Source organism: Thermoanaerobacter sp. YS13, assembly GCF_000806225.2.
GTDB lineage: Bacteria > Bacillota > Thermoanaerobacteria > Thermoanaerobacterales > Thermoanaerobacteraceae > Thermoanaerobacter > Thermoanaerobacter uzonensis.
In genome coordinates this window covers 447,084-465,811 of the sequence record NZ_JOOI01000001.1, presented here as the reverse complement: position 1 = coordinate 465,811, position 18,728 = coordinate 447,084, and the positions used below count along the sequence as shown (strand labels likewise).

15 protein-coding genes and 2 pseudogenes are annotated in these 18,728 nt (G+C 32.0%); 3 read left to right on the top strand and 14 right to left on the bottom strand.

Translation table 11 applies throughout. From position 1 onward, the window contains the following. The first annotated feature begins 55 nt into the window (after positions 1 to 55). The 3 genes and pseudogenes from istA to THYS13_RS02360 form a co-directional block, all read left to right on the top strand. Positions 56 to 1,528 (top strand): IS21 family transposase, encoded by a 1,473-nt coding sequence (gene istA, locus THYS13_RS02370; protein WP_082990393.1) that lies wholly within the window; start codon positions 56 to 58, stop codon positions 1,526 to 1,528. Then, positions 1,521 to 2,291, top strand: coding sequence for an IS21-like element helper ATPase IstB (gene istB / locus THYS13_RS02365; protein WP_042832981.1), 771 nt, complete (start codon positions 1,521 to 1,523; stop codon positions 2,289 to 2,291). Before istA ends, istB begins: the two co-directional genes overlap by 8 nt. Before the next feature lie 93 nt (positions 2,292 to 2,384). Further along, positions 2,385 to 2,987 (top strand): annotated as a pseudogene (locus tag THYS13_RS02360) (ExeA family protein); the annotation flags it as partial. Positions 2,988 to 3,245: 258 nt separating this feature from the next. Here the strand turns inward: THYS13_RS02360 and ltrA are convergent. The 14 genes and pseudogenes from ltrA to recN all read right to left on the bottom strand — a co-directional run bounded on the left by ltrA (position 3,246) and on the right by recN (position 18,713). Then, positions 3,246 to 4,647 (bottom strand): annotated as a pseudogene (ltrA, locus tag THYS13_RS14360) (group II intron reverse transcriptase/maturase). Between the two features lie 460 nt (positions 4,648 to 5,107). After that, the gene (locus THYS13_RS02350; RefSeq protein WP_042832980.1) at positions 5,108 to 6,253 is read right to left on the bottom strand and encodes a D-alanyl-D-alanine carboxypeptidase family protein; all 1,146 of its coding nucleotides are present in this window, start codon (positions 6,251 to 6,253) and stop codon (positions 5,108 to 5,110) included. Between the two features lie 64 nt (positions 6,254 to 6,317). Then, a complete protein-coding gene (locus tag THYS13_RS02345; RefSeq protein WP_042832979.1) occupies positions 6,318 to 7,190 on the bottom strand; it encodes a site-specific tyrosine recombinase in 873 nt (290 codons plus the stop codon). 84 nt (positions 7,191 to 7,274) lie between these two features. Beyond that, positions 7,275 to 7,898 (bottom strand): stage II sporulation protein M, encoded by a 624-nt coding sequence (gene spoIIM / locus THYS13_RS02340; RefSeq protein WP_042832978.1) that lies wholly within the window; start codon positions 7,896 to 7,898, stop codon positions 7,275 to 7,277. A gap of 67 nt (positions 7,899 to 7,965) precedes the next feature. Beyond that, a complete protein-coding gene (locus THYS13_RS02335) occupies positions 7,966 to 9,138 on the bottom strand; it encodes an endonuclease Q family protein (RefSeq protein WP_042832977.1) in 1,173 nt (390 codons plus the stop codon). Then, a complete protein-coding gene (locus THYS13_RS02330; RefSeq protein WP_042832976.1) occupies positions 9,135 to 9,674 on the bottom strand; it encodes an NUDIX hydrolase in 540 nt (179 codons plus the stop codon). The genes THYS13_RS02335 and THYS13_RS02330 overlap by 4 nt, the downstream gene beginning before the upstream one ends. Positions 9,675 to 9,848: 174 nt before the next feature. Next, complete coding sequence (locus THYS13_RS02325) at positions 9,849 to 10,925, bottom strand: DUF3866 family protein (RefSeq protein WP_042832975.1); 1,077 nt, start codon at positions 10,923 to 10,925, stop codon at positions 9,849 to 9,851. A gap of 1 nt (position 10,926) precedes the next feature. Further along, complete coding sequence (locus tag THYS13_RS02320; protein WP_042832974.1) at positions 10,927 to 11,739, bottom strand: UDP-N-acetylmuramyl pentapeptide phosphotransferase; 813 nt, start codon at positions 11,737 to 11,739, stop codon at positions 10,927 to 10,929. An 11-nt stretch (positions 11,740 to 11,750) separates the two neighbouring features. Beyond that, positions 11,751 to 12,437 (bottom strand): glycosyltransferase family 2 protein, encoded by a 687-nt coding sequence (locus tag THYS13_RS02315; RefSeq protein WP_042832973.1) that lies wholly within the window; start codon positions 12,435 to 12,437, stop codon positions 11,751 to 11,753. 10 nt (positions 12,438 to 12,447) lie between these two features. After that, a complete protein-coding gene (locus THYS13_RS02310; protein ID WP_042832972.1) occupies positions 12,448 to 13,374 on the bottom strand; it encodes a copper transporter in 927 nt (308 codons plus the stop codon). A gap of 11 nt (positions 13,375 to 13,385) precedes the next feature. Further along, positions 13,386 to 14,507, bottom strand: coding sequence for a putative cytokinetic ring protein SteA (gene steA / locus THYS13_RS02305; protein ID WP_042832971.1), 1,122 nt, complete (start codon positions 14,505 to 14,507; stop codon positions 13,386 to 13,388). Between the two features lie 207 nt (positions 14,508 to 14,714). Beyond that, positions 14,715 to 15,497, bottom strand: coding sequence for a sporulation transcription factor Spo0A (gene spo0A / locus THYS13_RS02300; protein WP_003868016.1), 783 nt, complete (start codon positions 15,495 to 15,497; stop codon positions 14,715 to 14,717). 83 nt (positions 15,498 to 15,580) lie between these two features. Continuing rightward, the gene (spoIVB, locus tag THYS13_RS02295) at positions 15,581 to 16,894 is read right to left on the bottom strand and encodes a SpoIVB peptidase (RefSeq protein WP_042832970.1); all 1,314 of its coding nucleotides are present in this window, start codon (positions 16,892 to 16,894) and stop codon (positions 15,581 to 15,583) included. Between the two features lie 118 nt (positions 16,895 to 17,012). Then, a complete protein-coding gene (gene recN, locus THYS13_RS02290) occupies positions 17,013 to 18,713 on the bottom strand; it encodes a DNA repair protein RecN (RefSeq protein ID WP_042832969.1) in 1,701 nt (566 codons plus the stop codon). Between the last annotated feature and the right edge of the window lie 15 nt (positions 18,714 to 18,728).

Genomic DNA, 18,728 nt, shown 5'->3' with positions numbered 1-18,728 from the left:
AGTTTAAAATAAAAATAAAACTACAGAGGAGGAAATTGCAATGTTGGGGGTAGATATGCATACAACAATTAAAACACTTTTTAAAAGAGGTTATAACAAAACACAAATTGCCCAGATATTAAAAATTGACAGAAAAACTGTAAGAAACATTCTTAAAAAAATTGATGAAGGGGGAACTATAGAAAGAAAACCAACAGCCTCAATATTAGATCCGTATAAAGAATATATAAATATTCAGGCATCAAAAGACTTAAGTGCCATGCGTATATTCCAAGATATGCAAAGAGACTTTGGATATACAGGAAGTTATGACACAGTAAAAAAATATATAAGCAAAATTAAAAAACCAACCCAAACACCATACATGGTACTAAATACTCTTCCAGGAGAAGAAGCACAAGTTGACTTTGGATATATTGGTACCATTAAAGTTAACGGGAAGCATAAAAAAGCATGGGTTTTTGTAATGACACTAAGCTATTCAAGGTATATGTATTGTGATGTCGTATTTAACCAAGCAGTAAAAACATTTATTGACTGCCATAAAAATGCATTCAGATATTTTGGAGGTGTTCCCCAAACAGTAAAAATAGACAACTTAAAAGCAGCAATATTAGAAGCAGACTTTTACGAGCCCACTGTCCAAAAAAATTATGCAGCCTTTGCAGCACACTATGGATTCTGGCCACAGCCATGTAGGGTTAGAACGCCAACAGATAAAGGCAAGGTAGAATCAAATGTCGATTATGTAAAGGATAATTGTTTCAAAAGCAGAGACTTTGAAAATATCGACGAAGCTGTTAACTTTTCGAGGTTATGGCTTGATACCATTGCTAATGTAAGAATACATGGTACAACCAAAAAAGTTCCATTGGAAGTTTTCAAGTCAATTGAAAAAGAAAAACTATTGCCCCTTCCAACAGAGGATTTTATCTTATCAAACTCTGTTAAATGTATAGTTAACACAAACTGCCACATATCCTATAATGGTAATTATTATTCAGTACCATATGCTTACATAGGGCAAGAAGTTGATGCTATAATCGCAAACGGACTAATCAAAATATACTTTAAAGAAAAAGAAATAGCCCTTCATCCAGTATGCACAGAGGATAAAGGGAGATACATAACAAATAATGAACATTATCCTTACAGTAAGAATATATCAAGCAAAGACATTTTGTCAAGGCAAAAAGAAGAAATGAAAGAAATAGGTATACATGCCAATGTGTTCTTTGAAAACTTCATACAGCAGGGCAATCTTAAAAAGTATGACTATAGGGCTATTTCAGGCATATTATCATTAAGAAAGCATTATAGTGACGAAGTAATAAACAATGCATGTTTAAGAGCCATTTCATATAATGCCTACAGCTATAAAATTATAAAGAAAATATGTGAAAAAGGAATAATAGACCTTCCAATAGACACAAATACGAGTTATATAAATCAAGACAAGACCTATGTTTCAAGGGAACTTTATGAATACAACAAACTCATAAATTTAGGAGAATTAAAAAATGAATGATTTATTAACTTCCCGGTTAAAGGATTTAAAGCTATCAGGTATTATTAAAACACTCGAGTCAAGAAATGAAGAAGCACTTAAAAACAGTTTATCATACATGGAATTCTTTGAGATGTTAATCAATGATGAAGTATTAAATAGACAGAATAACAGTAATATCAAAAGAGTTAACAAAGCAAGATTTCCACAGCATAAAACACTTGAAGAATATAATTTTAACTATCAACCATCCATAAATAAAAGATTTATATATAACCTGGCGACCTGTGAATTTGTCCGCAAGAAAGAGAATGTGGCCTTTATAGGCCCGCCGGGAACAGGTAAAAGCCATTTATCAATAGCACTTGGTTTAAAGGCAATATCACAAGGATATAAAGTACTCTTTACCACAGTAAATGAAATGCTAGAAGAATTATATATGTCAAGAGCAGATAACTCCTTTGGGCAGAAATTAAGATATTATACGAGTCCAGACCTTCTCATATTAGACGAATTAGGACTTAAGAAACTTAATCAAAATAGTGTAGATGACTTTTATGAAATAATATCAAAAAGATATGAAAAAGGCTCTGTAATAATAACATCAAATAAAGTTTTCGAAGAATGGGCTAGAATCTTTTACGATCCAGTATTAGCAACTGCTATACTAGATAGATTTGTTCATCACTGTCACTTTGTTGTAATTAAAGGCGAAAGTTACAGAATGAAACAGAGAGAAGGAGTTATTAAATCTATGTCAGAAGAAAACTCTAAAAAAGAATAAACTAAAGTAATGAAGATAATAGCTGATTAATTTTTTACCTTAGGTGGGGAAAAATCTTTCCCATAAGTGGGGAATTTTTATTGACAATAACACAATCGTTCTACATTTAAACCATGTTACTTTGCCCTTTCTACACTCACAGTGAGAGAATTCTATCAAGCATTGGCTATGATTTTAGGCGAAACACCTTCATACAAAAAAGTAACGCTCTTTCACCAGATACAAAGAGCGATAACAGAACTTTATTACAGCCAGAAGATAACTCCTGTCATAATATTAGATGAAATACAACTGGTTTCTAACGATGTTCTTGAAGATTTGAGAATAATATTTAACTTTAATATGGATTCTCAAAACCCGTATATATTGATACTTTCAGGACAACCACACATAAGAAACAAACTAGCCTTGAATGTAAACAGTGCACTAAGGCAAAGAATTTCTATAAAGTATGTAATGCAAGGGCTAAAAAAAGAAGAAATTCAAGATTATATAAAAACAAGAATGAAAATAGCTGGAGTGATGGATGACATATTTACACCATCAGCATATGAGGCAATATATTCTCTAACAAAAGGGCTCCCAAGGATAATAAATAACCTGGTAACAGCTTCTTTACTCTATGCGTATTCTAAAAGGCTAAGAGAAATAGATGAAGAAGTAATATACCAGGCACAAAATGAAATCAGTTTATGAGAGTAGTAGCTTTCGCTACTCTCATTTTTTATTATACCTCAATTAATTCAAATTGCCAATAACAGATATTAACATATTTTGGCGGTTATGCTCTTAAAAAGTGAAAAAAATTTTTAATCAGGCTGTAATAATTTGAGAAAAAATACTTTTATACACTTAAAAAATGCCATTATAATTTGAAAATCTTTGGAGATTTAATTTGAGAATTGACACGTCCTCTCACACCACCGTACGTACCGTTCGGTATACGGCGGTTCATTAGGAATTGTGTACAATTAGATATCTTTGGGATAAACTCTTATAACCTATGCTCTCAAAGTATTTATTTGTAAGAGTCTTATTTAGGATTGGGCTATTGGATATTCTCCAGTAGCCTTTCCTTGTATTGGCGTATTCCCAGGCTTTTTGTTCTTCTACTCCTAGTTTTACTAAGTTATCATGCTTCGTTTTTATCTTCTTCCATTGTTTCCATATACATGCCCTCAGTCTTCGCCTTATCCATTCGTCAAGGGTTTTCATTATGCTTTTCGCGTCTGCTAATCCAAAATAGTTGACCCATCCTGTTGTTATTTGATTTAGTCTTTTTATTCTGTTTTCCATGCTTATTCCCTTGTTCCGATTGGTTATTTCTCTTACTTTTCCCTTAAACCTTTTGATGGATTTTTCATGGATTCTTATTCTTACTTCGTTTTCTTTTGTATAGAATGAAAATCCAAGAAATTTTCTTCTCCATGGTCTATCTACAGCACTTTTTGCTTCGTTGACTTTTAGTTTTAATTTGCTTTCTATGAATTTCTTTATGCTCTTCATTACTCTGTTTCCTGCAGACCTGCTTTTTACATATATGTTGCAGTCATCTGCATATCGGCAGAATTTATGCCCTCGTTTCTCAAGTTCTTTGTCTAGTTCGTCCAACATTATGTTTGCTAATAGGGGACTTAATGGCCCTCCTTGGGGTGTCCCTTCTTCTGTTGATACTTTGATTCCGTTTATCATTACTCCTGATTCTAGGTATCTTCGTATTAACTTTAGTACTCTTTTGTCCCCTATCCGCTTTTCTAGTTTGGACATTATTATGTCGTGGTTTACTCTGTCAAAGAATTTTTCTAAGTCCATATCTACAACCCATGTGTATCCTTCATTTATGTATGCTTCTGCGGCTTTTATTGCGTCTTTTGCACTGCGTCCTGGTCTGAATCCATAACTGCTATCAGAAAATGTATGGTTGTAGACTTTATTTAGTATTTGGGCTATTGCTTGTTGTATTAGTCTGTCTAGTACTGTAGGTATTCCTAGTAGTCTTACTCCTCCATCTGGTTTGGGAATTTCTACTCTTCGCACTGGTTGTGGTTTGTATTTCCCTTCCAGCAGTTGTTGTTTTATGGTTGACCAGTTTTCTTTGAGATACGGTAGAAGTTCATCTACTTCCATCCCATCGACTCCATGGCTTCCTTTATTTGCAACAACGCGCTTGTATGCTGCTTCCATGTTTCCTCGTTCTACTATCATTTCAAGCATCTTGCTGGTATATCTTTGTACTTCGTTTCTTCCATCTTCCGACGCCGATGATATACGTTGTCTTTTGAAATTCCATTTCTCTATTCAACGGATAGCCTCTTTGTTGAGTTGTCTGCAGTCTTCGCATATCTTTCGAGTCCATAAGATTTTCAAAACCTCCTAACGTTCGGTCCTTCCTTATCTATTCATGACTAGATAAGTACTATGACCTCTGCTGACTTCTCAAGGTTCAGCCATACATCACTGCATGGGTTGTCACTTCAGATTTTACTTCCACGACTTATCCTTGAGACCTCCCCGGGTAAGAACGATAACTTTCATCTCATATATCTGCCAGATTTACTGTATGGGATTCGGGTAGTGTTGGACTTCGTTTTGTTACGCAAACTCATCCATCCCAATTCAGCCTCTTATCTGGTTCTTGTTCATCAGACCGAGATTTTGCCTTAAGCTTCCTTCAGATTCCACCTCACGATGGACACCCTTGCTCTTGGCTAGTGGTTCCCACTACCAAGCCCACAGCGGACTTTCACCGCCTAGTTATCGCCCATGCCGGGCGCACATAAAAAAGCACTAAACGACTGTTTAGTGCTTAAAGTAAATTACTGATATTTTAGCCAACCAATAAAAACTTTATTGAGATTTTCAAAAAAGTTCGCTTTTTCTACTGTTTCCTGAGGATATATGTTAAATGTCTTTATAATCTTGCCATCCTGTGTTATTTTTACAGTGCCTATTGGGACCTCTTTGGCCAGAGGAGCTAATACAGCATTCTTTAGCTCCACCTCTGTTTTTATATTTTTACCTTCTCCTTTTTTAATCAGTATATACTCATCATCGCGGCACACAACACTAACAGCCTGCTTTTTCCCTTTAAAAACTTTGACATTGCCAAAGCTTTGCCCTTTTGAAGCTACTTTTACACTTTCATAATTAGCAAATCCATAATCTAATAATTTAGCCGCTTCACTAAACCTCGTCTCAGAATCAGGAGCTCCGAACACCACCGCTACTAGTCTTGTATCTCCCCTTTTAGCTGTTGCTGCCATACAATAAAGTGCTTCCGAAGTAGATCCTGTTTTAATACCATCTGCTCCTTTATATCGCCATAGTAATTTATTAGTATTTATGAGACTAAATTTCCCATTTCTTAAAGAATCTAATTTATTGGTTAAATATTTAAATATGCTCTCGTGCTTTACTAATTCCCTTGAAATCATTGCAATATCATATACGCTTGTCAAGTGCCCTTTCTCAGGTAGTCCAGTTGCATTTTTAAAAGTAGTATTTTTTGCTCCCAATTCCTTAGCCCTTTTATTCATCATTTCAACAAAATTTTCTTCTGTACCTGCAATATACTCAGCTAAAGCAACGGAAGCATCATTTGCCGAATTCATCGCTATAGCCTTCATTAAATCATCTACTGTCATTTCCTCTCCTACTTCTAAATATATTTGTGTACCTCCCATATCAAAGGCATGTTTACTTGTGACAACTTTATCTGTTATTTTAATTTTACCAGAATCTATTGCTTCAATCGCCAGTAAAAGAGTCATTACTTTGGTAACACTGGCAGGCGGCAAGGGCTTATAGCTATCTTTTTCATAAAGAATTTGTCCAGTATTAGCCTCTATCAAAATAGCAGATTTTGACTTTAAATTTAAAATATCAGCATATACTGTGCCATTTAAGACAAAAGAAATAGCTAGTATCACACTCACTAATAATGTTAAAAGTCTTTTAAACATAAAATCACCCTCCTCATCACTATTTATTTTGCGCTGGAGGGTAAATATTATACTTTTTATATTTTTAAGCACGAGGGTGAAATTTATTATAAACTTCTTTTATTTTTGACTTTGAAATTAAAGAAAGTAAATTTGCGTTTAAATCCGTTTGATAACCTAACATTTCTTGAACAGCTCGAATATCTGCACCATTTTGAAGCATATGCTGTGCAAAAGATTGTCTTAGCGTATTTGGAGTAACAGGAAAACCAGGATTAATTTTATCAGTGTATTCTCTTATTATTTTCCAACAGCCTTGTCTTGTGAGTTTTTCCCCTCGCAAATTTAAAAAAAGAGTATTTTCTCCATTTTTTGTTTTTCTTCCTTTTTCAATATAATTTTTTAAGGCCTCAATTGCATGAGAACCTATTGGAATAACTCTCTCTTTATTAGAGCGAATAACTACATAGCCATAAGAGAGATTCACATCTTCTAATTTTAAAGAAATAACTTCGGAGACTTTAAGTCCTGTAGCATACATAAGTTCAATAAGAGCTTTATCTCTAATTCCTTTTTCATCATCCCCAAAATCTAGTGAAAGTAACATATCTACCTGTTCAACTGTTAAAGTAGCAGGCGGTTTTTTTTCTACTTTCGGGGTATTAATCATGTATGTTGGGTCTTCTTCTATTTTCTTTTTCATAAATAGATAATGATAAAAGGCTTTAAGAGAAGAAAGATTTCGCGAAACAGTTGCTTGTGATTTTCCTTTTTTCTTTAAGTAATAAAGATAATTTAATATTGTCGATTTTTTGACATTATAATATTCAAATTCGATTTCTTCAAGATAATTTAAAAATTGGTTTATATCTCTGTTATAAGATTCAAGAGTGTTTTTTGACAGTTTTTTGTTCTTTTTTAAAAAATCCAAAAACTCCCCAACCACATTATTTAACATATTCTTTACCCCTACAATTCTTGAATTTTTATAATAAATCCATTTAATTATAAATATTCAACATAAATCGTCATTTTCCTTCTTTTATGGTGAAAAAATCGGCAAAAGTAATATGTAAGGTGAAAGATAAGATTCTATCAAGCAGCCTATTAATATAACTAAAAACCCTGCATATACCATAAAAGTATAAGAAACAAATTGCGATATTAATTCTTCAAAATGAAATTTGCGATTTTTCAAAAGATATAAAGAAAAATTAATAGCTGTTACAGATATAAACAAGATTCCTGATAAAATAAAAACATTTTGAGGTAAAATTCCCATCAATACGAGTAATATACCTTTTATTTCAAATTCTTTTATCAAAACTCCAATAGAAAATCCTAAAATAAATCCTCTTATCCCCGCAAGCAAAAATATAAAAGGAATCCCTATAATTGTAGCTCCTAAAATCCATAAAACAAAAACAGTAACAAAATTATTTAGAAGGGATTGTTTAAAAATTTGGGCAGAATTCAAGTCTACAGATTTTGCAATTTGATAAAATTTTGAAATATATCCTATTATTTGTTCCATCTGTATGTCAGTGAGGTTATTTACAGTAAAAGATCCTGCTGCTATTCCTATCATTAAACACATTACAGCTAACACATACAATAAAAAATTATTTTTAATATGCAAATAAAGATTTCCTTTTAAAAACTTCAAGAATATTGCCCCCTATTTTTTATAAAGCTAATTTAAATTTATGATTCAAAAGGGGACAATATTCCTTTTAAGTGATAGTAACTTTGCCATATATTCCTCCTCCTCCCGCTGAAATATCCAATTCCCCTTCTCTTCCTCTCAAAATATTTAATGCCTTTGAAGTTCCTATCACTTTCTCTAATTCTTCATAAGGTGCATGATGCAAAGCATACAATTCACTTCCAAAGTAATTCACTAATTTTTCGATAGTCTTACCTCCAATATCAGGAATAAATTCTAAAGGAATTTGATAGATATATAAAGGTCTAAAAGGAGGATGTTTTGTATCATAATCTTTAATTTGCTCTATTCTATCCTTTACACCTAAAACTATATTTGAACTTCCACATTTTAAGCATTTTTTTACAGGAGGTTCTTCCTGCGCAATATAACCACAATCCAAGCAAAAAGTTCTGTGGTATTTCCCTAATTTAGGATTTAGGCCATAATTTCTTACAATTTCTCTTCCTTTTTCTCTTTTTATAGCCAACAAAATCTCTTCAAAATTTGCATCTTTTATATCAAAAACATTAAACTCTCTGCCTATTTTTTCTAAAGAATGGGCATCTGAATTGGAAAGAAAAGTTTTATTTTGCAACTCCTCAATCTGATCAGCCATATCAGAGTCTGCACTAAGGCCCAATTCCACTCCATAAATATATTGATAAAAATCTTTAAAGACATATTTAAGCCTATCAGTAGAACTGCCATAGTAACTTTTAAAGGGAGTAAAAACATGGGCGGGAATCACAATCCCGCTGTATTTTTCTGCGATTTCAACAGCCTGTACACTTGTAAGATTTACTCGCTGAGAACTTAGATTTATATTTTTAATGTATTTAGAAATTTCTTGAGAAAACAACGAAATACTCTCAATATCTCTAAAATAACATGTTAAATGAGGAGAACCCTTTTCCTCTTTGCCAATTTCTATTTCACTGCCTAAAATCAAAGTAACTTTATTTTTATACCTAAACCCTCCTTCTTCAAGGGAGAATAATATTCCTTCTTGTATATATTCTTTTAGCTCCTCCAAAATAAGCGGAGAAGCACCATCTACAATGCCAACTATATCAATTCCCTTTAATATACTTTTTTCTAATATATTTAAAACAGTTAAATTTTTTGAGGCCGCAATTTTTACAGGAGCTCCTTTTATACTCCTTGCAACATGAACATGCAAATCTCCGTAAAATCTCATAAACTACTCCTCATTTTTAAATAATATAAAATTCCAATTATCGTTTTAGAATCTTTTATTTGATTTTGTAAAATCATTTCCCACAATTCCTCTGGAGCATATTCATATACTTCTAAAAATTCGTCCTCATCAGGTTGAGCAGTGTATTTTTTTAAATCTTTTGCAAAATACAAATACATTTTTTCATTAGAAAAACCGGGAGTGGTATAAAAAGTAATCAAATGCTTTATAAAACCTGCTTCATAACCTGTCTCTTCTAATAACTCTCTTTTAGCACAAATCAAAGGGTCTTCACCCTTTTCTAATTTTCCTGCCGGTATTTCTAATAAAGACTCCTCTGCAGGTTTTCTATATTGTTTGACTAATAAAATCTTTCCTTTTTCATTAACTGCTACTATGGATACGCCGCCAAGATGCTCAACTATTTCTCGCGTAGTAACTTTTCCATTAGGCAGTTTTACCTCATCTACTCTTAAATTTATTATTTTCCCTTCAAAAACCTTGTTGGTGTTAACTGTAACTTCTTTTTGTTCCAAAATTCATCTTCCTTTCTATGTATAATTTTAACAATAAATACATACTATAGAAATGAGGTGAGAAAAATGATTATAGTGGGAAACACTCTTTATTATGCTGGAAAATTTTCCACACTATTATTTTTATTAAAGGAACTAAATAAAAAATACAAAACTTTAGGAGAAGTAATCAAATCAGTTTCGCACTAATTTAGACGACACATAAAGGGCTGCAGCTCCACAAGCATTAAAAAAGTCTGGCTCACTCTCATAATTTCTTCCCATTGTTGACAAGTTAAGCCCAGATTCTTCTATGTATTTTCTTATAATTTCAGCTTCAATAAATTCTATTTTATATCGCGAAAATACAGGATTTGAATTTATCTGCTCCTTTATTATTTTTTCTTTTTCTTCTTCCATTGTAGGAAAAGTCAAAACACAGGAACTGTTACACAGCTCTAAAACAGTTATAGTATGGTGACTAATCCCTTGATGTCTCTGCCTTTTATCATTAAACCCAATTCTTGGGATAAGTACAGGCTTACCTCCTAATTTATTTGTAGCATCTATTATATGGGCTTGTTCTACCCCTGAAAACCCATATTTGGTGCCTGTGCCTACTATTCCCGGTCCCATCGTTACTATAACAACATCTGCTTTTAACACTTCCTTTGCACCTATCAAAGCAGTATAAATATTTACACACTCATAATCTCCTCCAAAAGCATGTCCAATTGTAACTGTTTTATCTATTATTCCCCTCTTTTTAAGCTCAAAAACTGTATTGCTGAAACTAATAGGCAGACATCCTCCATCTGTCATCACATACGTAATTTTAAGGTTAGGATTTGTACTTTTTAGCACTAAGGCTACAGGTGCTACCATACTGTGAAGTTCTCCAACTATTACAGGTAAATCTTCTAAACTTTCGAACTCTTCAAAAGCAGTATGATAAGGACTGTTTTGCTCCTCCATCGTCAATACATTTATTTGAAAAGGCGTATATCTTAATTTCATAATATGCCCATTTCCTATAGCATCGTATTTAGGGTATTTGAGATTTACAACTACAAAGTCATAGCCCCCTGTTCCAAGATTTAAAAGGCGAGCAGTTCGGTTTACATAAACTTTATTTCCCACTTCTATTTTCCCAGTTACATCGTCATAATTTAAAGCTAATACTTTTTCTCCCTCTGACTCAACCTCTACAACAGTTATACCCTCTCTTTGTGACACAATTTTACTTACCTTAGCTAAATAAACACTAATCACCTTATCTTTCTCCTTTTCTTCCTAACATATCGAGGTAATTTAAGACTTTATTTTTTTCGATTAAAGCAGTTAAAGAATATTTTTCTGTAAAAATATGTAATAAAATTAGCAACGCTAATATTATCAACCTGCCATATAAATCAAAAATAAGAATACTGCTTATTCCCAAAGACATTCCTAAAACATTTGATCCAGTATCCCCCATCATCACATTTGATTTTAAATCCTCTGGCAAATACACTAAAAGAATCAGAGTAAGCAATATCAAGAAATAGGGATAAGCCTTTCCAATTATTAAAAAAATCAAAGAAATAGCTAAAAAAATTTTTCCACATCTTCCAGGTCGCAAGTCTAGAAGGTTTAAAAAATTTGTAAAAAGTGCGATTATCAAGGTATTTATTATCAATTCCTCTATATTATTTTTCCCAACATTAAAACTTATAAAAAAAGCAATTAAAACTCCTGATAAAGCCTTTAAACTGCCTGTAGTAGGCTTTCCTTTTAAAAGCATAGTTATATGACCCTTTAGCCCTCTTACACTTCTGTCTCCTAATACATCATCTATAAAACCGACAAAAGAAATCAGTGATAAGCTCAATAAAATTACCTCTTGATATTCTATTTTAACTCCAAATAAATTGAGAAGTACAATTGACACAAATAAAGCAGGAACAAATACAATACCACCACAAACAGGTATCATAACTTTTTTATAGTTTTCCTTCAAACACAAAGGCTTGTTAATAATGCTATAAAAAAGCTTTTTTGTTATAACTGTCATTATTAAAGGAATTAATATTTTAGCCCCAAACACTATCTCACCTGCTATTCCTTGCTATTTTTTGAAGACAACTTATACACTAATACTTTTAGTATATCCCAAAACTGCTTACCTCTGTGCAGGAAGCCTTTCAAGTTTCTCCCTGTAACAGAGTGCGTCATATTCACTTCTACTTCCTTTATTTTATACCCTTTCTTTAATATATCTATTGTCATACCAACTTCTATCCCAAAACCTTTATAAAAAGTTTTTAAACTCTCTAAAACCTCTTTTTTAAAAGCCCTTTGACCTGACAAGACAGATTCAATTTCATATCCTGTAAAGTATTTTACTCCTTTTCTGGCTAAAGTTTTAACAAAGCCAAATCCAGCTTTTATATTTGTCTTTGGAAATTTGGCAATTGTAACATCTGCTTCTCCCTCAAGAACAGGCAATATAAGTTTTTTGACTTCTCGTGACGAAAGACCTACATCTGCATCTAAAAAAACTATCACGTCATTTTTTGCATATTTTAAACCTTCTTTTAAAGCTGTTCCTTTGCCAACATTTCTCTTCATATTGACTATTTTAGCCCCTGCTTTTCTTGCCTTTTCAGCAGTACTATCAGTTGAGCCATCATTTATTACGATGACTTCATCAATTTCTTCAACATCTTTTAATCCTTTTATGGTATCAATTATTCTTTCTTCTTCATTGTAAGCAGGTATCAATACACTAACTTTTTTATTCATCTGTCTACCCTCACTTTTTAGAATTAGCAGCGGAATTATGAGTAGAATTGTCAGCCTTTATAAAAGAATCTGGCATTAAACTCATTGCACTTGGCTTAACTCCATAATTGCCTTCTTTGCCCTCCATTACCATTATAAGTGACGTCTGCCCTATTATATCCTCCACATTATCTATTGTGGAAATATGCTGTTTTTTATAAGCATCAATATAGGAATATTTAGCATCACTTTGTTCAACGCCTACAATAGGAACATTAAGTAGTTTCACTTGTTTTATTATAGGAATATCTATAGAAACTACATTATAGTCCTTATTATTACTTCCTCCAGCTATAATTACAAAATCTGTATTACCTGGAATCCCTGTAAAATCTATATAACCATTTGTCTTTAAATAATTAATAAGGTCCACATCCTGACCAGTTACAATTGCATTCGCTAATTTCGAAGCTACGAATTCGTTCAGATGCTTTTCGTCTATTGTAACTCCATATTTATTAGAAAGGAAATTTACTAAATTTTCCACTTCCAACTCATTGCCAGTATTAAAGCTGTCTTTTATAACAGTAATTGACTCAATAGTAGCTCCTGCCTTTAAAAGAGCATTTCTCATGCCAGAATATATAAACTCATTTGTAGTTTCAATAATCGCTACCTTAACTCCACTTAACTTATCAGCTACTAACTCAGGAAAAATAATTTGATGATATTGATTATAATACCCTATCTGTTTATTTAACTCTTGAACAGTGTTTTTTAAATTATTATTTTCTGTTTGTAAATCCTTAAATTTTTGTTCTAACTCGTTTATAATTGCGGTTTGTTGCTCTGAAAAAACTTTTTGACCATCTAACATAAAACCTATAAAAATACCAATTCCTAAAGCAATAAAAATAGAAGCAATTGTTAAAACATAGTATTTAATATTTATATTCATAAAAATCCTCCTCAAAATCCGATTAAAAGGCGAATTCTAAGTTGCAATAGCTTTAATAACTGTTGCATAGGTGGAGAAAAATACGCTATTACTCCAAGAGGAATCAAAGCTGCCAGTATAATGCTAAATATATAAGAAATTTTGAAAGTTTCCCTGTACAGTTTATTTACTCCTTTAGCATCGATTAATTTTTCTCCTACTTTTAATCGCACTAAAAAAGTGCTGGACATTCCTTTTCTTCCTTTTTCCAGAAAATCAATCATGCTGGAATGGGTCCCTACCGCAACAATTAAGTCAGCACCTTTTTCAAAAGCCAAAAGCATAGCTATATCTTCACTTGTACCTGGGGCCTTAAAAATTTCTGCTTTAAGACCTAATGCTGTTACTCTTTCCAAGCCAGGTGCTCTTCCGTCGGGATAAGCATGAACTACGATTTCTCGAGCCTTTTTTAAAGCTTCATCACTTACACTGTCCATATCTCCAATGACTATGTCAGGAATAAGCCCAAACTCTAAAAGAGCATCTGCCCCTCCATCTACCCCTATTAAAATAGGTTTTACATCGTTGATATACTGTTTTATTGTAAATAAATCTTCTTTGTAATCCTTTCCTCTAACGACTACAAGAGCATGTCTATTTTTAAAGCGCGTTTTAATATTGGGTAATTCAACTCCCCCTAGAATAAAATATTTTTCTTTTTTTGCATATTCCAATGTATTTTCAATAAATTTATCTAATTCAATACCTATGTTTTCGCGGCTTTCCTGCAATTTATAGTTTATAACGTCTTTTGTAAGAAGTTTCCCTCTTTTTATAAACACACCGTCTTTATATATTTCATTATCTATTATAGTTATTTTGTCATTTTCTTTCAATAAATCAAAAATGTCTTTTCCTACATCGTCAATAATTGGAATTCCCGCCTCACACAAGATAGAAGGTCCTATGTTAGGATATCTGCCACTTATAGATTTATCAGCATTTATGACTGCCAAAACTTTTTTTTCAACTAAAGATTCTGCAGCCACTTCATCTATATCTCTATGATCAATGATAGCTATTTCTCCAGGATTTAATCTTTTCACTAAATTTTTAGTTCTTTTATCCATTTTAATTGTCCCTGTTATTTGCATACAAGCTTCCTCCATAAAGTAACATTCCATTGTTTATTATTATAGCATAAAAAATTTTTACATGAAATAAAAAGTCATTTTACTCAGTTATATAAAAATCCTTCCACTTGTTGAACTTTCAACAAATGGAAGGATTTATTACTTTGTTTTATGTTTATCATATTTTAAATGGGAGGTTAAAAAAGAGAAAGCAGGTATCTGCCCCTTTTACCCTGCTTTCATCCCCAACCTCAATTTATCAGCAATAAGCGCAATGAATTCAGAATTTGTCGGTTTACCTTTTTCGTCATTTATAGTATATCCAAAAAGTTCATTTAAAACCTCTGTTTTACCCCTGCTCCACGCAACTTCTATTGCATGCCTTATAGCTCTTTCTACTCTGCTAGGAGTAGTATTGTACTTTTCAGCAATTTTAGGATATAACATTTTAGTTACAGAATTTAAATATTCCATATTGCTAATAACAAGAGAAATAGCATCTCTTAGATACATATAGCCTTTTATATGAGCTGGTACTCCTACCTCATGAATAATTTCTGTAATCATTGCTTCAAGGTCATAATTTTTCTTCGCTTTTACCACAGGAAAAACCGTCTTTGATACTACATTTAATTCTGGTTCCATAAGCTCAGAAATCCTTTTTGACAACATAGCTAAATCAAAAGGTTTTAAAATATAATAATCTGCTCCTAATGCAATAGCCCGTTGAGTTATTTTTTCTTGGCCTACTGCAGATAAAACTAAAATTTTGGGCTTTTTTAATTGTTCCTCATTTATCTTTTCCAAAACACCAATGCCATCTAAATAGGGCATTATAATATCTAAAATTAACAAATCTGGCGATTGATTTTTAATGAGTTCAATCGCTTGGTTGCCATCATTGGCAACACCTACCACTTCAATATTTTCTTGAGTAGATAAATACTCAGCTAAAATAGTTGCAAACTCTTTGTTATCATCTGCTATTCCTACTCTAATCTTCTTAACCAATTATTTAACCTCCCATTGCTAATATTAGTATATAATATTTATTCTACATAATATTTGAATTTCCTTCTTTTTCCCAAAAAATTTTAATTATTTGTAAAGACTTGCTTATTATTAAGTAGACTATTCATTTCATCGATCATCCATTCTGCATAAACAGCATATCCTTTTGTAGGGTCATTAACAAAAACGTGAGTAACTGCTCCTACCAGTTTCCCATCTTGTATAATAGGGCTCCCGCTCATACCCTGTATTATACCTCCAGTCTTTTTTAATAAATTCTTGTCAACTATTTTAATTATCATGCTTTTAGAGCTAGGAGTTTCTTGATACACTTTTTTGATAATATCAATATCAAATTGCTGTATGCCTGTATTATCAATGGTAGCCAATATTTTAGCTGGCCCTTCTTTTATTTGGCTTTGATACGCTATAGGAATCTCTCCATACAAATCGTTCTTAAAATCTTTATACATATTTCCGTAAATCCCAAATTCAGTATTTTTTAATATATTACCTATTGTATCAACTTCTTCTAAAAAAATCCCTTTTAATTCCCCGGGTTTACTTCTTCTTCCCTGGTCAATAGAAGTAATTCGAGAATTCATAATTTCTCCATTTTCTATTGATAACATATGACCAGTGTCTATATCAGTTATAGCATGACCTAAAGCTCCATATATCTTGGTAGCAGGATAATAAAAGGTTAAAGTACCTATACCAGCAGTGTGATCTCTCACCCACAGACCTATTCTGTATTGTTTATCCTCTTTCGACTTTATAGGATAAATGGTAGTATAAAAAATATGATTTTTTCTGTTTATTTTTAATTTTAAAGCTTTGCCACGTAATTCATTTGCAATGTTAGTAATATCTTCTGCTTGTTTTATTTCCCTGCCGTTGACTTCTAATATTATATCTCCTATCTGTATTTTACCTTGCTTATAAGGACTATAAATTTTGCCGTCCTCTCCCATTATATCTGAGTAACCTACTACTAATACTCCCTTTGTATTTAACTTAACTCCTATCGCTTGACCGCCGGGTACTACTTTTATGGTCGGAACAATGTCAACACTAATATGCTTTAAAGGAAATATTCCAAATAGCTTAAAATCCAAGTTTACTGTACCGGTGTTTACTGCTTCAATAGTAATAGGTTTTTTCAAATTTAAAACATTTTTATCTTCTGTATCATTAATTTTTAAAAAACCTTTTTTATCAGCTTGAAAACTTACTTTTATTGGTATATTAAAGTTATAATTAACTTTTTCCCCTTGAAAAAATTTAAAACTTGAGGGGGTTTTTGCTATATCCTGTATAGGAGTAAAATAATTTGCAAATACTAAAAAAAAGCTTAAGGATATAAAAAGTAATAATTTTATTGTATTTTTTGTCATTTTCTCACTTCCTTTTTTGCGGCTTATTTAATCTAAAATTAACTTAACCTTTTTTAAAGTTTTATATACTGTCAATATATTATCCGATAGTAAAAGGAAGTGAGATTAAACTAAAATATTAAATTTTGCTTTTAAATTGAGATGCAATATCTAATAATTCTTTTGAATGTTCTAAAATAGTCTGAGTAACACGCGATCCTCCCATAATACGAGCTAATTCATTTATTTTGCCTTGATAGTCAAGTTTTTCCACATTTATATAAGTTCTCTCATTTTTTGTGATTTTGGAAATTCGATAATGTGTATCTGCCATAGAGGCAATTTGAGGTAGGTGAGTAACACAAATCAATTGAAGTTTTTTAGAAAGATATGCCATTTTTTCAGCTACTAATTGGGCAGTTTTCCCACTTATTCCTGTATCAACTTCGTCGAAAATCAAAGTGGAAATTCCATCTGCGGAAGCGAGAATAGTTTTTAACGCCAGCATAATTCTCGAAAGCTCACCACCAGAAGCAATTTTAGATAAAGGTTTCAAAGGCTCTCCTCTATTTGTAGAAATTAAAAATTCAATTTTATCAAATCCTGTTTCAGTAGGTTCTTCCATTTTTTCTATATTCACTTTAAAATAAGCATTTGGCATATTAAGTTCACCCAAAATTTGATTTATATTTTTTTCTATATTGTCTGCTATTTGCTTCCTTTTGAGATGTAATGCTTCACCAACTTCTAAAATTTTTTCCCATAACTTTTGCTGCTTAAGCTTCAATTCTCGTTGCTTTTCTTCAAAATTTAATATATCCTCTAATTCCCTTTTTTTATTTTCTTTAAATTCTAAAACATGCTGTATTGTAGGTCCATATTTTCTTTTCAAGGAATTTATTTGATCTAATCGTATTTCTATTTCCTCTAAACTTTGCTGGTTAAAATCTAAACTATTCAAGTAATCCCGTATCTGTAAGGCACAATCCTCCAATTCATAGAGAATATTCTCCAGCTTATCTTTTAAACTTTTTAGCTTTTCATCTATAGAAAGAGCAGTTTCTAAATTTTTAATTGCAACATGTAAATTATCTAAAACAGAAAAGCTCCCACTACCTTCGTACAAAATTTTGTAACTAGAATTCATAGCAGTAAATAATTTTTCGAAATTCATCAGCAAATTTCTTTTTTCCAGTAACTGACTCTCTTCTTCTACACTTAAATTCGCCTTTTCAATCTCTTCAATTTGATACTTCAAAAGGTCAATTGTTTCATTTTTTTCTTTTTCATCTTTAAAAAAAGCTGAAATCTCTTTTTGTATATTATTATATTCTTCTAACAGCTCCTTAAATCTTTTTTTTAAAGTTTTAAACTCTTGGTCTCCAAAATTATCTAAAATAGAAAGATGTTTAGTATTTTCTAAAAGGAACTGATGCTCATGTTGGCCTAAAATATCTACCAAGAAAGCACCTATTTTACTCAAAAAAGAAAGAGGCACTATTCTGCCATTTATCCTACAATAACTTCTTCCACTGTTTGTAATTTCTCTATTTATTATCAAAGTATCATCTTCTTCTAAACTCAAACCTACTTCTTCCAAAATTTCTACGATTTTATCCTTATTGGAATCCACAAAAAATATTCCCTCAACGATAGCTTTTTCTTCACCAGTACGTATTATATCTCTACTGGCTCGACTACCTAAAAGCAGCAAAACTGAATCAATAACTATAGATTTCCCTGCCCCTGTCTCTCCAGTTAATACATTGAATCCTTCTTTGAACTGTAATTCTACCTTGTCAATGAGTGCAACGTTTTGGATGCTAAGTGCTAAAAGCATAGCAAAACCCCCAAA

Coding starts and splice junctions, on each gene's coding strand:
- istA (WP_082990393.1), top strand. CDS start 56: ATGCATACAACAATTAAAACACTTTTTAAAAGAGGTTATAACAAAACA.
- istB (WP_042832981.1), top strand. CDS start 1,521: ATGAATGATTTATTAACTTCCCGGTTAAAGGATTTAAAGCTATCAGGT.
- THYS13_RS02350 (WP_042832980.1), bottom strand. CDS start 6,253: ATGTTTAAAAGACTTTTAACATTATTAGTGAGTGTGATACTAGCTATT.
- THYS13_RS02345 (WP_042832979.1), bottom strand. CDS start 7,190: ATGTTAAATAATGTGGTTGGGGAGTTTTTGGATTTTTTAAAAAAGAAC.
- THYS13_RS02335 (WP_042832977.1), bottom strand. CDS start 9,138: ATGAGATTTTACGGAGATTTGCATGTTCATGTTGCAAGGAGTATAAAA.
- THYS13_RS02315 (WP_042832973.1), bottom strand. CDS start 12,437: ATGAATAAAAAAGTTAGTGTATTGATACCTGCTTACAATGAAGAAGAA.
- THYS13_RS02310 (WP_042832972.1), bottom strand. CDS start 13,374: ATGAATATAAATATTAAATACTATGTTTTAACAATTGCTTCTATTTTT.
- steA (WP_042832971.1), bottom strand. CDS start 14,507: ATGCAAATAACAGGGACAATTAAAATGGATAAAAGAACTAAAAATTTA.
- spoIVB (WP_042832970.1), bottom strand. CDS start 16,894: ATGACAAAAAATACAATAAAATTATTACTTTTTATATCCTTAAGCTTT.
- recN (WP_042832969.1), bottom strand. CDS start 18,713: ATGCTTTTAGCACTTAGCATCCAAAACGTTGCACTCATTGACAAGGTA.